General features: G+C 73.7%; 12 protein-coding genes. 5 read left to right on the top strand and 7 right to left on the bottom strand.

Annotated features, from left to right (window positions below):
* Positions 1 to 9 precede the first annotated feature (9 nt).
* Positions 10 to 600 (bottom strand): flavin reductase family protein, encoded by a 591-nt coding sequence (locus tag SCATT_RS11495; RefSeq protein ID WP_014143208.1) that lies wholly within the window; start codon positions 598 to 600, stop codon positions 10 to 12.
* Positions 601 to 928: 328 nt separating this feature from the next.
* Between SCATT_RS11495 and cdgB the strand changes: the two genes are divergently transcribed.
* Positions 929 to 2,566: a diguanylate cyclase CdgB gene (gene cdgB / locus SCATT_RS11490; protein ID WP_014143206.1), complete on the top strand. Its 1,638-nt coding sequence runs from the start codon at positions 929 to 931 to the stop codon at positions 2,564 to 2,566.
* A gap of 123 nt (positions 2,567 to 2,689) precedes the next feature.
* Entirely contained in the window at positions 2,690 to 3,565 is an 876-nt protein-coding gene (locus SCATT_RS11485) for a carbohydrate-binding protein (RefSeq protein ID WP_014143205.1), read from the top strand.
* A 9-nt stretch (positions 3,566 to 3,574) separates the two neighbouring features.
* Here the strand turns inward: SCATT_RS11485 and SCATT_RS11480 are convergent, their stop codons facing one another.
* From SCATT_RS11480 to SCATT_RS11465, 4 genes are all read right to left on the bottom strand, one after another.
* Complete coding sequence (locus SCATT_RS11480; RefSeq protein ID WP_014143204.1) at positions 3,575 to 4,426, bottom strand: class II fructose-bisphosphate aldolase; 852 nt, start codon at positions 4,424 to 4,426, stop codon at positions 3,575 to 3,577.
* A 29-nt stretch (positions 4,427 to 4,455) separates the two neighbouring features.
* Entirely contained in the window at positions 4,456 to 5,388 is a 933-nt protein-coding gene (locus SCATT_RS11475) for a 1-phosphofructokinase family hexose kinase (protein ID WP_014143203.1), read from the bottom strand.
* A gap of 127 nt (positions 5,389 to 5,515) precedes the next feature.
* The gene (gene nagA, locus SCATT_RS11470) at positions 5,516 to 6,679 is read right to left on the bottom strand and encodes an N-acetylglucosamine-6-phosphate deacetylase (protein ID WP_014143202.1); all 1,164 of its coding nucleotides are present in this window, start codon (positions 6,677 to 6,679) and stop codon (positions 5,516 to 5,518) included.
* Positions 6,679 to 7,611, bottom strand: coding sequence for an ROK family protein (locus SCATT_RS11465; RefSeq protein WP_078590697.1), 933 nt, complete (start codon positions 7,609 to 7,611; stop codon positions 6,679 to 6,681). Before SCATT_RS11465 ends, nagA begins: the two co-directional genes overlap by 1 nt.
* Before the next feature lie 864 nt (positions 7,612 to 8,475).
* On the opposite strand from SCATT_RS11465, the gene SCATT_RS11460 reads away from it, so the two are divergent.
* The 3 genes from SCATT_RS11460 to otsB are packed head-to-tail and all read left to right on the top strand — an operon-like array spanning position 8,476 to position 11,002.
* A complete protein-coding gene (locus tag SCATT_RS11460; protein WP_014143200.1) occupies positions 8,476 to 9,765 on the top strand; it encodes an ABC transporter substrate-binding protein in 1,290 nt (429 codons plus the stop codon).
* A gap of 14 nt (positions 9,766 to 9,779) precedes the next feature.
* Positions 9,780 to 10,088, top strand: coding sequence for a DUF3263 domain-containing protein (locus SCATT_RS11455; protein WP_014143199.1), 309 nt, complete (start codon positions 9,780 to 9,782; stop codon positions 10,086 to 10,088).
* Between the two features lie 53 nt (positions 10,089 to 10,141).
* Positions 10,142 to 11,002, top strand: a complete 861-nt coding sequence (gene otsB, locus SCATT_RS11450) for a trehalose-phosphatase (RefSeq protein WP_014143198.1) — start codon at positions 10,142 to 10,144, stop codon at positions 11,000 to 11,002.
* A gap of 6 nt (positions 11,003 to 11,008) precedes the next feature.
* Here the strand turns inward: otsB and SCATT_RS11445 are convergent, their stop codons facing one another.
* Entirely contained in the window at positions 11,009 to 12,460 is a 1,452-nt protein-coding gene (locus SCATT_RS11445) for an alpha,alpha-trehalose-phosphate synthase (UDP-forming) (protein WP_014143197.1), read from the bottom strand.
* A gap of 131 nt (positions 12,461 to 12,591) precedes the next feature.
* Positions 12,592 to 13,560 carry a glucosyl-3-phosphoglycerate synthase gene (locus tag SCATT_RS11440; protein ID WP_014143196.1) on the bottom strand — a complete coding sequence of 323 codons (969 nt, stop codon included), beginning with the start codon at positions 13,558 to 13,560 and terminating at the stop codon, positions 12,592 to 12,594.
* Positions 13,561 to 13,728 lie beyond the last annotated feature (168 nt).

Below are 13,728 nucleotides of genomic sequence, written 5' to 3'. Positions count from 1 at the left end.
GACCCGGCCTCACCCCAACTGGTGGTAACGCCCCCGGAAGTACGTCAGCGGACGGCCGCTCGCGCTCGGCGTCCGCGCGTCCAGCACCAGCCCGATCACCAGCGTGTGGTCACCGGCCGGCACCCGCTGCGTGGTGCGGCACTCCAAGGTGGCCAGCGCGCCGCCGAGCAGCGGGGCGCCGGTGGCCGCGCCGCGCCGGTAGGCGACGTCCTCGAAGAGCAGCCGGTCGCTGATGCGGCCGCGCATCGCGAACCGCCCGGCGATGTGCCGCTGGCTCTCGCTGAGCACCGAGACCGCCCAGTGGTCCCGGCGGGAGAGCAGCTCGTCCATCCGGGAGTCCTCACGCAGGCTGACCAGCACCAGCGGCGGCTCCAGCGAGACCGATATGAACGCGGTGGCGGTCATCCCCACGTCCTCGCCGCGCGCCCCCTCCTCCGGGTCGTGCGCGGTGACCAGGCTGACCCCGGCCGCCAGCCGGGCCAGCGCCGCCCGGAACTCCTCCGGGCTCGCCCGCCGCTCGGCCTCACTGCTGGTTTCGGGTTCCGGTCGCACCACACCAGCATGCGGGACGGAGACGGCGGTCTGCTCAACGGGGGCCATGCACGGCACCGTAGCCACCCCGGCGCACCGCGCGCATGGGGCCCGGGGCCGAGACGGGTCCTAGGACCACGGAACGGCGCCCCGGCGCACCCGTCCGCGCCGGGGCGGAACCGACCGAGCAGAAGCTTTCCGTACGAAACCACTGTGCGTAGGGGACTTCTTTGTGGCCCATGTGAGGTCAGTCACAAGGAGACGTAATTGTTGACCCTGTGTACCGGTCGGGCTGCTCCCTGTGATTCAGTTGCCGTGGCAATCGGACGACACGAAATCTCGAAGGACTCGAAGAGACACTCAGGAGTCAACCGACGAGGGCTCGGGGGAGAACGACATGGACACCGAGTCGGAGCCGTACGTCCGTCTGGCGACGCTACGGCAGCTCCACCAGGTGGTGGCGGATCTCAACACCGCGCGCAGTCTGGCCGACACCCTGCAAGCGGTCGCCGACGGCGTGGTCGGCGGTCTGGGCTACGAACTGGCCGCGGTCAATCTGGTGCGCCCGGACGGCGATCTCGTGGTCGCCGCGGTCGCCGGCAGCCCGGGCGCCGAGGCCCTGCTGGCCGGCCGGGTCGGCTCCCGCGCCTCCTGGGAGCGGCGGCTGGCCATGGGCCACCGCTGGGGCACCCTGCGGTTCATCCCGCACGACGAGGGGCGCGAACTCGACGGTGACGACGTGCCGGTGTGGCGCCACGACGGCCCCGAACCCACCTCGTGCGACGAATGGCACCCCGACGACCGGCTGCTCGCCCCGATGTACGCCCCGGTGGCCGGCGGCGGCGAACTGCTCGGCGTGATCTCCATCGACCAGCCGCGCAACGGCCGCCGGCCCGGCGCCTGGGCCCGCGAGGCGCTCCAGATGTACTCCTCGCAGGCCGCCATCGCCATCAGCAACGCCCGGCTGCGCGCCAACATGCAGCGCGCCCTGGTCCGCCTCGAACGCGAGCAGCAGGCGCTGCGGGCCAGCGAGGAGAGCTTCCGGCAGGCCTTCGAGTACGCCCCCAGCGGCATGGCCATCGCCGAGATGGGCGGCGAGGAGCACGGCAAGCTGCTGCGGGCCAACGACGCCCTGTGCCGCATGCTGGGCCGCCCCGCCTCCATGATGCGCCGCTACTCCTTCAGCGACCTCGTCCACCCCGAGGACCACGGGGTGCTGCTGCGCACCTCCGCCGAGGGCGGCCGGGCCGAACTGCGCCTCGCCCGCCGCGACGGCAGCTACCTGTGGGTCAGCCTGCGCAACTCGGTGGTCGCCGACACCACCGACGGACCGCGCTTCCTGCTCACCCACGTCGAGGACATCGAGGAACGCAAGCGCCACGAACTCGCCCTCGCCCACCGCGCCAGCCACGACTCCCTCACCGGCCTGCCCAACAGCGCCGAACTGCGCGCCCGGCTCAGCGCCCGGCTCTGCGCCACCCCGCAGCTCCCGGACGGCCGCACCGCCGACGCCACCGCCTACTTCCCCGACGCCGACGACTTCGGCTACCCCTTCCCGCCGCCCGCCCCGCCGCTGGCCCCGCTCGACCACCACGTGCACGCCTACGAGCCCGACGAGACCGACCCGTCCGGCGGCGGCAAGGGGATCGCCGTGCTCTTCTGCGACCTCGACGGCTTCAAGTCGATCAACGACCGGTTCGGCCACCACACCGGCGACGCCGTGCTCATCGAGGTCGCCCGGCGGCTCACCAGCGTGGTCCGCGACGGCGACACCGTCGCCCGGCTCGGCGGCGACGAATTCGTGGTGCTCGCCGACGGCCTCGACCGCGACGGCGCCCAGGACCTGGCGGTACGGCTGCGCAACGCCATCCTCCCGCCGATCCGGGTGGACGGCCGCGCGGTCCGGGTCGGCGCCAGCTTCGGCATCGGCTGGGCCGGCTGCGGGATGACCGTGGAAGAGGTGCTGCACTCCGCCGACCAGCGGATGTACGTCGAGAAACGCTCCCGCGCCAAGACCCACCGCCGGGCCGGCTGACCCCGCCGGCCCGGCCCCGTACCACCCGCCGCGACGCGTCGGGTCACCGGATCGGGGTAGGCTCGCGCGCGTCCAGTCATGTCCGGTCCGCGCCGACCGGACGCAGTGGGGAGTGAGCAGCGGATGACGGCCGGCAACAACGGCACGCCAGAGCCCGAGAACGACGACCCGTTCGCCTACCTGTACCGCGGGGAGAACGGCAGCGCCCCGGCGGACCGGCCCACCACCGGCGTGCCGCGTACCTCGTACCACCAGGTCAGCCGGGTCGGCGAACGGCGCCCCGGGCACCCCCAGGGCGGCTACGGCCACCCGGCCCAGCAGCCCCAGCAGCCGTACGGCGCCCAGCCCCCGCCGGGGCAGCCCCAGGGCCGGCCGCAGGGCCACGGCGGCGCCCCCCGCGGCTCCGGCCGCCGCGGACTGCTCTACGGCGCGATCGGCGTGGTCGCCGTGGTCGCCATCGCCATCGGCGTGGTGATGGCCACCACCAGCAGCGACGACAAGAACGGCAAGACCGACGCCAACGGCGGCACCAGCGCCCCGCCGACCACCGCCCAGTCCCAGTCGCCCTCCGCCGCCTCCACCCCGCCCGCCGACCTGCCCAAGCAGAACGGCGCCAGCCTCACCCTGAACGGCGGCGCCACCGTGGCCACCACCGACAAGGGCGCCAAGGGCCCCAACGGCTCCTACGTGACCATGAACAAGGTCGGCGCCTCCGCCACCTGGACGCTCACCGCGCCCGACGCCGGCCAGTACAAGCTCAACCTCGGCTACGGCAACGCCGGCGCCCCCGCGACCGCCACCCTCACCGTCAACGGCCAGGCCCAGTCCCGGCCGATAAACCTCGACAACTTCACCAAGCAGTCCGACCCGGCCCAGGCGTGGACGCACACCTGGTCCCTGGTCCAGCTCAACAAGGGCGCCAACACCGTGGTGATCTCCTGCCAGCAGGGGAACCAGTGCGCCTTCGACCTCGACCAGCTCTGGCTCAGCCGCGGCTGACGCGGCCGGTCACCCCGCCGCGCCGTCGCCCACGACCGCCAGGAACCGGGCGACGGTCGCGGCCATCGCCTCCCGCGCCCCGCGCAGATAACGCCGCGGGTCCACCACCGCCTGGTCCGCCGCCAGCAGCTCCCGTACCCGCCCGGTGAACGCGACGTTCAACGCCGTACCGACGTTGACCTTCACCATCCCGGCCGCCACCGCCCGCCGCAGCTGCCCGTCCGGCACCCCCGACGAACCGTGCAGCACCAGCGGCACCGGCACCGCCTGACGCAGCCGGGCGATCAGCTCCACGTCCAGCGTCGCGGTGCGCTCGGTCATCGCGTGCGAACTGCCCACCGCCACCGCCAGCGCGTCCACCCCGGTCGCCGCCGTGAACCCGGCCGCCTCCACCGGATCGGTCCGCACCCCGGGGGTGTGCGCGTCCCCCGCCTTGCCGCCGACCGCGCCCAGCTCCGCCTCGACCCAGATCTCCCGCTCGTGCCCCCAGCGCACCGCCCGCGCCGTCGCCTTCACGTTGTCGGCGTACGGCAGCTTCGACGCGTCGAACATCACCGAGGAGAACCCGCAACGGTGGGCCGCGTGCAGCAGCTCCACGCTGTCCACGTGGTCGAGGTGGAGGGCGAGCCGGGCCGACGACGCGCGACACACCTCGGCCGTCGCCGCCGCGACCGGGGCGAGCCGCCCGCCGTGGAACCGCACCGCGTTCTGGCTGATCTGCACCACCGCCGGCCGCCCCGCCGCCTCCGCGCCCGCCGCGACCGCCTCCGCGTGCTCCAGCGTGATCACGTTGAACGCGGCGACCCCGTGCCCGGCCGCGCGGGCCTCCCGGACGAGTTCGGCGGTGGTGACGAGCGGCATGGCGGCCCCCTCGGAGCGACGGCGGTGGTTCAGGCTGCCTTGTTCTCTTCGGTCACCACGACCCGCGGCAACAGCGCCTCATAGGTGGCCCGGTCGAACGACCCGGCCGTCGCCGCCCGTACCGTCGCCGCCGACAGCGCCACCGCGCGCGCCAGCCGCTGCGGCCAGGGGGCACCCTCCACCAGCGCCGACAGCAGCCCGGCCACCGCCGAGTCACCGGCGCCGGTCGGATTGCCCGCCAGCCGCTCCGGCGGCACCGCCCGCCAGACGCCCTGCCCGGTCACCGCCAGCAGCCCGCCCGGACCGCTGGAGGCGACCACCGCCCGGCCGCCGCGCCGCCGCGCCTCGTGCGCCGCCCGGGTCGGATCGGCCATCCCGGTCAGCTGCGCCAGCTCCTCGGCGTTGGGCTTGACCAGGTCCGGCCGGGCCGCGATGCCCCGGCGCAGCGGCTCCCCGCTGGTGTCCAGCAGCACCGGCACCCCGGCCGCCCGCGCCGCCCGCACCAGGTCCGCGTAACTGCCCACCGGCAGCCCCGGCGGCAAGGACCCGCACAACGCCACCGCCCGCGCACCGTCCAGCAGCTCGCGGTAGACGTCGAAGAAACGCAGCCACTCCTCGGTGGAGACGGCCGGCCCCGGCTCGTTGAACATCGTGGTGTCCCCGGTCGAGGCGTCCACCACGGCGACCGTGCGCCGGGTCGTACCGGCCACCGGCACCAGCGCGTCGGTGGCGTGCGGCGCGGCCTGCGCCAGCCGGGCCCGCAACGCGGCACCGGTACGTCCGCCGACCAGCCCGGTGACGGTGGTCGGCACGCCCAGCGCGGCCAGCACGCACGAGACGTTGAGCCCCTTGCCGCCGGGCCGCTCGACGACCTCGCCCACCCGGTGCGTGGTGTGCGGGACCAGCCGGGACACCTGGTACGTCACATCGAGGGCAGCGTTGAGCGTGACCGTGAGGATCACCGCGAACACCCCTCTCCGAAGCCGATTCGCGAGCGATCATGCCAAAAGTTGGGCGGTCGGCCCAGGGCTGGACCGGCCGCCGTACAGCTTTGTCGTATTTACGTTTACCTGGTTACGCCTCTGCTGACTATCTGCCCGCCGGACGAACGAGCCACTCGCCCTTGCGCATCACACCCGCCAGTTCGAACGTCTCGTCGAGGACCACCAGATCGGCGTCCTTGCCCGGCTCCAGCGAACCCACCCGGTCGTAGACCCCCAGCAGCCGTGCCGGGTTGACCGAGATCGCCTCGACCACCTGCTCCACCGGCAGCCGGTCCACGGTCACCGCCCGCCGGAACGCGGTGTCCAGCGTCAGCGTGGAACCGGCGATCGAACCGCCCTCCACCAGCCGCGCCACCCCGTCCTTGACCTCGACCTCCATCGGGCCCAGCGGATACCGCCCGTCGCTCATCCCGGCCGCGCCCATCGCGTCGGTGATGAACGCCACCCGCCCGGCCCCCGCGGCCCGGAACGCCAGCTCCAGCATGGCCGGGTGCAGATGCGTACCGTCGTTGATCAGCTCGACGGTGACCCGCTCGTCCTCCAGCAGCGCCGCGATCGGCCCCGGCGTCCGGTGGTGCAGCGCCGGCATCGCGTTGAACAGGTGGGTGGCCACGGTGGCCCCCGCCTCCACCGCCTCCAGCGTCGCCTCGTAGGCCGCGTCGGTGTGGCCCACCGCCGCGATCACCCCGTGCTCGACGAGGAGGCGCACCGAGTCGAGGCCGCCCGGCAGCTCCGGCGCCAGCGTCATCATCCGGGCGCTGCCGCGCGCCGCGTCCAGCAGCTTGCGTACGTCCGCCGGGTCCGGGTCGCGCAGCAGCGACGGCTGGTGCGCCCCGCACCGGTGCGGCGAGATGAACGGCCCCTCGAAGTGCACCCCGGCCAGCTCGCCCTGCTCGGTCAGGGCCGCCAGGACGTCCACCTGGCGGGCCAGGTCGTCCAGGGCACCGGTGACGGTGGAGGCCACCATGGTGGTGGTGCCGTGCGCGCGGTGCGTGGCGATCGCGGTCAGCGCCTCCTCGGCGGTACCGGAGGAGAACGAGGCCCCGCCGCCGCCGTGTACGTGCACGTCGACGAAGCCCGGCACGATCCAGTGGCCGGAAAGGTCGACCGAGCCGACCCCGGCCGCCGCGCCGGATCCGGCGATCCGGCCGCCCTCGATCGCCAGCGGCACCTCGGCGACCCCGGTGGGCAGCACCACGCGGGCGCCGGTCAGCACCTCGCGGCCGGAAGTGTTGGGCTCAGCGGACATCAGGCGGTTACCTCCATGGAGAGTCGGTCCCAGGCGAGGAGCCCCGCGCCCAGGCACCCGGCAGCGTCCCCGAGGGCCGCCGGAACGATCAGGGGCAGCTTCTGGAACGTCACCCGCTCCGCGACCGCCGTCCGCAACGGGCCGAAGAGCGTCTCCCCGGCCTCGGCCAGCCCGCCGCCGATCACGATCACCCGCGGGTCCAGCAGGGTCAGCCCGGTCACCAGACCCGCGGCCAGCGTGTCCACGGCGTTGCGCCACACCGCCAGCGCGCGCGGATCGCCCTCCGCGACGGCGTGCGCGCACCCCGCCGCGGTGGCCTCGGGGTCACCACTGGCCTCGGCCCAGTCGCGGGCGACCGCGGACGCGGAGGACTCCGTCTCCAGGCACCCGTTCTGGCCGCACGGGCAGCCACGCCCGCCCGGACGGACCACGATGTGGCCGATCTCGCCCGCGTAGCCGTGGGCGCCGGCCTCGATCCGGCCGTCGATGCCGATCGCGGCGGCGATACCGGTGCCGAGCGCCAGGAACAGGAAACGGTCCTGGCCGCGCCCGGCGCCCAGCCGGCCCTCGGCGAGGCCGCCGCAGCGCAGGTCGTGGCCGAGGGCGACGGGAACGCCGCCGAGCCGCTCGGCGAGGAGCGCGCGCATCGGCACGTCACGCCAGCCGATGTTCGCGGAGTACACCGCGACCCCGGCGGCGTCGTCCACCACCCCCGGCACCGCGACCCCGGCCGCGGCGGCCGGCTCCCCGTGGTCGCGCATCCCGCGCTCCCGCAGCGCGGCGGCGAACTCCAGCACCGAGTCCACCACGGCCCCCGGCCCGCGCCCCCGCTCCGTCGGCCGCCGCTCCTCGTGCAACGGCTCGCCGTCCGGACCGACCAGGGCGCCCTTCATGCCGGTGCCGCCAACATCGAGGGCGATGACGTGTCTCACGGGGACAGTCTGACGCGGCGGAAAGGAAAGGTCTAGTCCACCGGTTCGCTCACGCTGGTGGCCAGCGGGTTCGCTCGCGCTGGCGGTCAGCCATTACTCCGTGGTCGGGTCCGCCCGTTTCAGGTTTCCGGGGTTGCCCCGGCGGCCCCGTGATGGCGGGGGTACCCCCGGATCCCCGTGACCCACGGCTGGGCGCACCCCTTCACCTCCGCCCGGTGGGTGGTTGGTGGGGTTTTGGTTCGGTTCGGCACGGGTGGGCTTCGCCTACTGCCGGTGCGGGGTCGGGGGCGCGCCGGGGGTGACTCCTCGCTCCAGGTTTCGTTCCAAGGTTGCGGCCGGTCCGCTGGGTCGCTGCGGGGACACCCCCGGCACACCCCCTTCTGTCCGGTTGGCGGGTGCCTCTCTTCGCGGGAAGGGGTGAGTAAGGAGGTTGGGGTCACCCCGATCTCCTTCTCACCCACCCCGTGCCGCAGCGCGGAACGAGACCGGACGGGGGCGTGCAGGGGTGTCCCCGCAGCGACCCAGCGGGGCGGCGGAGAGCCGAAGACGATACGTGGAGCGAGGAGTCACCCCGGAGGGCCCCCGGAAACCCAGGCAGACAGTGCGCCCCCCGCGCTATACGCGTACAGCCACGGGTGGGCGGGGGGAAACATCCGTGACGCCAGCCACGACGAGACGGGGAACGGTGCGCACCCCGAGGAGTCCGGGGCTGACGGCGACGTGAGTCGTAATACCGTAGGACACGCCCCCGTTGCCGAAGCGATACCACACGTGGTGTAGACCTTGAGGCCGGCGACGGGGAAACTCGCCGTTCCGGAGGTTTTCCGGGGGCGTCCGGGGACAGTGGAGAAGGCGGTAAGTCAGGTGCATCGGCGGCGGATCCTGGGTCTGGCGGGAGCGGGCCTCGCGGCGGCCTTCACGCTCTCGGCGTGCGGTACCGGCGCCGGGGTAGGTGGCCCCACCACCATCACCATGGTCGCGGCGGACTACGGCGACAGCGCCGCCAACTCCTCCCAGGCGTACTGGGACGGCGTCGCCTCGGAGTTCCAGAAGAAGAACCCCGGCATCAAGGTGGACGTCAAGGTCTACAGCTGGAACGACGTCGACAAGAAGGTCGCCGACATGGTGGCGGCGGGCAACGCCCCCGACATCGCCCAGATCGGCGCCTACGCCGACTACGCGGCGAAGAACCAGCTCTACAGCGTCGACGACCTGCTCTCCATCCCCGCCCAGGCCGACTTCATCACCTCGATGGAGAGCGCCGGCGAGGTCAACCGCACCCAGTACGGCATGCCGTTCGTCTCCAGCACCCGCATGCTCTTCTACAACAAGGCGCTCTTCCGCAAGGCCGGCATCGTCAACCCCGACGGCTCAGCGAAGCCGCCCACCTCGTGGGACGAGCTGAAGGCGGACGCCGCCAAGCTCAAGTCGGTCGGTGTGAAGGACCCGTTCGGGCTGCCGTTCGGCCCGGAGGAGCCGGCCGCGGAGACCCTGATATGGATGCTCGGCGGCGGCAGCGGCTACACCGACCAGCTCGGCAGCTACACCATCGACTCCCCGCAGAACATCGACACGTTCAAGTGGATCAAGTCCAACCTGGTGGACCCCGGGCTCACCGGCACCGACCCCGCGGTCACCAACCGCCAGGACGTCTTCGACGCCTTCTGCAAGGGGCAGGTCGGCATGCTCAACGGCCACCCCACCCTGCTCCAGCAGGCCGCCAAGGCCCACGTCGACTTCGGCATCGCCAAGATCCCCGGCAAGAACGGCCCGCTCGGCTCCACGGTGGGCGTCGCCGACTGGATGATGGCCTTCAAGCAGCACGGCCACCGCCAGCAGATCGGCAAGTTCCTCCAGTTCGCCTACGGCCAGCAGAACACGCTGCAGTTCCTCAAGCAGTACGACCTGCTGCCGGTGACCGTCTCCGCCTCCGACGCGATGCGCTCGGACACCTCGGTCAAGCAGCTGTGGCCGTTCATCGACGAGCTGCCCAGCGCCCAGTTCTACCCGGACAACAAGACCTCGTGGGGCCCGGTCAACGCGCGTCTGAAGCAGGTCATCGGCCGCGCCGCCACCCACGACCCCACCGGCGTGCTCACCTCCCTCCAGCGCACCGCCGAAGCGGCGGACAACAGCGCCAAGGCCAGGCAGTAACGGCGGAACGGACCATGACGGACGGCGCGGCACCCCACCCCGACGACGAGCGGCCCCCCACGGGGCCGCCCGGCGCCGACGACGCGCCCGGCCCGGAGCCGGCGCTCGACGAACGCTCCCGCGCCGTCCTCGCCGTCGCCGCCGCCTCCTGGCCCTCCGTCGGGGCCCGGGAACGCGCCGTCCGCGAACGCCTGGGGATGTCGTCCACCCGCTACTACCAGCTGCTCAACGCCCTGCTCGACGACCCGCGGGCGATGGCCCACGCCCCGGCCACCGTCAAACGGCTGCGCGCCGCCCGCGCCGCCCGCCGCCGCAACCGCTGACGCACCCGGCGGACCGCCGTACGCCACGCCCCGCCGCCCGATAGGGTCGTCCCATGGGCAGCCATTCCCTTCCCACCGCCACCACCCCCGCGGGCAAGGCCGGGTACGAGGCGCTGCTGGCCGAGCCGGAACGGGCCGTGGTGGCCCTCGACTTCGACGGCACGCTGGCCCCCATCGTGGCCGACCCCGAGCAGGCCCGCGCCCACCCGGGCGCCGTCCCCGCACTGGCCCGGCTCGCTCCACGGGTCGGCTCGGTCGTCGTGATCACCGGCCGTCCGGCCGGGGTCGCCGTACGCTACGGCGGCTTCGCCGGCGTCAAGGGGCTCGAACACCTCACCGTGCTCGGCCACTACGGCGCCGAACGCTGGGAGGCGGCCACCGGTGAGCTGCGCGCCCCCGCCGACGACCCCGGGGTCCTCGCGGTCCGCGCCGAACTCCCCGGTTTTCTCGACAACCTCGGCGCCTGGCGGCACACCTGGGTGGAGACCGCCCACATCGAGCACAAGGGCGGCCGGGCGGTCGCCGTCCACACCCGGCGCACCGACGACCCCGAAGCCGCCCTGGAGTCCCTGCGCGGCCCCCTCACCGAACTCGCCACCCGCCACGGCCTGATCGTCGAACCCGGCCGCATGGTGCTGGAACTGCGCCCGCCCGGCATGGACAAGGGCGTCGCCCTCGCCGACCACGTCCGCGCCGCCGACGCGAGCGCCGTCCTCTACGGCGGCGACGACCTCGGCGACCTCGCCGCCTTCGACGCCGTCGACCGGCTGCGTGCCGAAGGCGTCCCCGGCGTCCTGGTGTGCAGCGGCAGCTCCGAGGTCACCGCCCTGGCCGAACGCGCCGACCTGGTGGTCGACGGCCCGGCCGGCATGGTCCGCCTCCTCGAATCCCTCGCCGACGCGCTGGAGGGCTGACCCGGCTCAGCCGCCCAGCGCGGCGAGCTGGTCGAGGAACCAGCGGTGCGGCGGCAGGGCGGTGGCCGCGGCGGCCAGGCGCTTGCTGCGCTCCGCGCGTTCGTCGTCGGCCATGGAGAGCGCCTCGTGCAGCGCCTCGGCGGTGGCCTGGACGTCGTACGGGTTGACGGTGATCGCGTCCTCGGCGAGTTCTGCGTGGGCGCCGGCCTCCCGGGAGAGCACCAGGGCGCAGCCGTTCTCGGAGACCACCGGGACCTCCTTGGCCACCAGGTTCATCCCGTCGCGGATCGGGTTGACCAGGGCCACGTCGGCCAGCCGGTAGGCGGCGAGCGACCGCGCGAAGTCGTCCTTGACGTGCAGGATCAACGGCTGCCAGTCGTCCGTGGCGTACTCGGCGTTGATCTCGTCGGCCAGCTTCCGCACCGCCGCGGTGTACTCGCGGTAGACGGCCAGGTCGTGGCGGGACGGGTAGGCGAAGGCCACGTGCACCACCCGGCCGCGCCACTGCGGGCGGGTGGCCAGCAGCTCCCGGTAGGCCAGCAGCCCGCGCACGATGTTCTTCGACAGCTCGGTGCGGTCCACCCGCACCACGGTGCGCCGGTCCGGCCCGACCTGCCGCCGCAGCTCCGCCAGGCGTTCGTCCACGTCCGGACGGTGCGCCCGCTCGCGCAGGAAGTCGGCGTCCGCGCCGAGGCCGTGCACCCCGATCCGGGTGGTGCGCCCGTCGTGGGTGACGGTCAGCTCGTCCCCGTCGCGTGCCACCCGCGCGCCCAGCACCTGCTCGCAGCAGGCGGCGAACGCCTCGGCCCAGCGCCGGGTGAGGAAACCGGCCCGGTCGGCACCGAGGACGCCGCGCAGCACGTCGGCGGCGACGTCGTCGGGGAGCAGCCGGAAGTAGTCCGGCGGCGCCCACGGGGTGTGCGAGAAGTGGCCGATGCGCAGATCCGGCCGGAGCCGGCGCAGCAGGCTCGGGGCGAGCGTCAGGTGGTAGTCCTGCACCAGCACCACCGCGCCCTCGGCGGCCTCCTCGGCCAGCGCCTCGGCGAACGCCGCGTTGTACCGCTCGTACGACGCCCACTGCTCGCGGAACCCCCGGTCGAAGGCGGGCTCCAGCGGCGTCTGGTAGAGCAGGTGGTGGACGAACCACAGCACCGAGTTGGCGATGCCGTTGTAGGCGTCCCGGAACACCTCCGGGGCGATGTCGAGCATGCGCACCCGCTGTCCGCCGGTGTCGGCCGGGTCGAGGGCGCCGCCGGTGGCCGCCACCGCCGCCCGGTCGCCGTCGGACATCGCCGCGCACACCCACACCGCGTCCGCACCCGGCCCTATGGCGCTCAGCCCGGAGACCAGTCCGCCCCCGCCGCGCTTGTGGCGCAGCGAGCCGTCCTCGTCCCGTGTGTACGACACCGGCCCGCGGTTGGACGCGACCAGGATCCGTGCGGAATGCGTTGCGACCATGCCGCGAGCCTAGCCCCGCTCCGCGCCGGGTAAACGCCCACCGCCCGGCCCGGGCACGTCTTGCCGGGATCACCCCGGTGAGGTGAATCGGCCACCTCGCGGCGGGTACCCGGCGGTCGGTTCCGGCGCGCTCAGGCCGCCCTGCGCCGGAGGTATTCCGGCACCGTGATCATCGGCGGCCGTTCCTCCACGGGCACCTCGTGCACCCGTGGCTCGAAGCCGCCGTGCGGGGCGCGGTCGAACTGGGTCAGCACCGGACGCACCAGCGGTCCGCGGGCCAGCCGTACGTGGGCGGTGCGGTAGATGGTGGCCGCCATCCGGCCCAGCGCCGGCCCGTCCTGGTGGCGGTGGCGGCGGACGCCCACGTCCACCTGGGCCAGCGCGTCCAGCCCCACCAGTTCCAGGGCGTCCACCAGCATGCCCAGCTCCACCCCGTAGCCGACCGGGAACGGCAGCCGTTCCAGCAGCGACCGGCGGCCCGCGTACTCGCCGCCCAGCGGCTGGACGAACCCGGCCAGCCGCGGCCAGTGCAGGTTGAGCAGCGGCCGGGCGACCAGCTCGGTGACGCGTCCGCCGCCGTGCGCGACCACCGCCCCGCCGGTCTCCAGCGGACGGTCGTACATCGCCTTCACCAAAGCGATGCCGGGATCGGTCAGCAGCGGGCCGACGATCCCGTAGACGAAGCGCGCGTCGAAGTCGCGCAGGTCGGCGTCGACGAAGCAGACGATCTCCCCCCGGGTGACCAGCAGCGACCGCCACAGCACCTCGCCCTTGCCGGGCACCGCCGGGACCCTGGGCAGCACGTCGTCGCGGTGCACCACCCGGGCGCCGGCCGCGGCGGCCACCTCGGCGGTGGCGTCGGTGGAGCCGGAGTCCATCACCACCAACTCGTCGACCAGCGGCACCGCCTCGGTCATCAGCGCGCCGCGGATCTCCTCGACGATCGCGCCGACGGTGGCCTCCTCGTCGAGCGCGGGGAGCACCACGCTGACCGTCCCGGCCGGCCCGGCCGCCCGCTTCGCCGCGAGCAGCAGGTCGAGCGGCCGGTCGGCCGCGGTCCAGGACCGCTGTTCCAGCCAGCGCTCCACCTCTTCCAGCACCTGTGCGTCTCCCTGTGTCGCGTCCGCCGCGGACCGCGTGTCCGCGGCGAGTGGCCGAGGTCACAGCCATCTCGCGGTTCGGACGACTATCTCAACCGTCCTGGCCGTCGGATACAGTCTTGAACAACGCGGGCGACCACCGCATGCCGGGGTCGTCGCGCCAAAAAA

Source organism: Streptantibioticus cattleyicolor NRRL 8057 = DSM 46488 (genome assembly GCF_000240165.1).
Classification (GTDB): Bacteria; Actinomycetota; Actinomycetes; order Streptomycetales; family Streptomycetaceae; genus Streptantibioticus; species Streptantibioticus cattleyicolor.
This window is presented reverse-complemented; position numbering and strand designations above follow the sequence as displayed.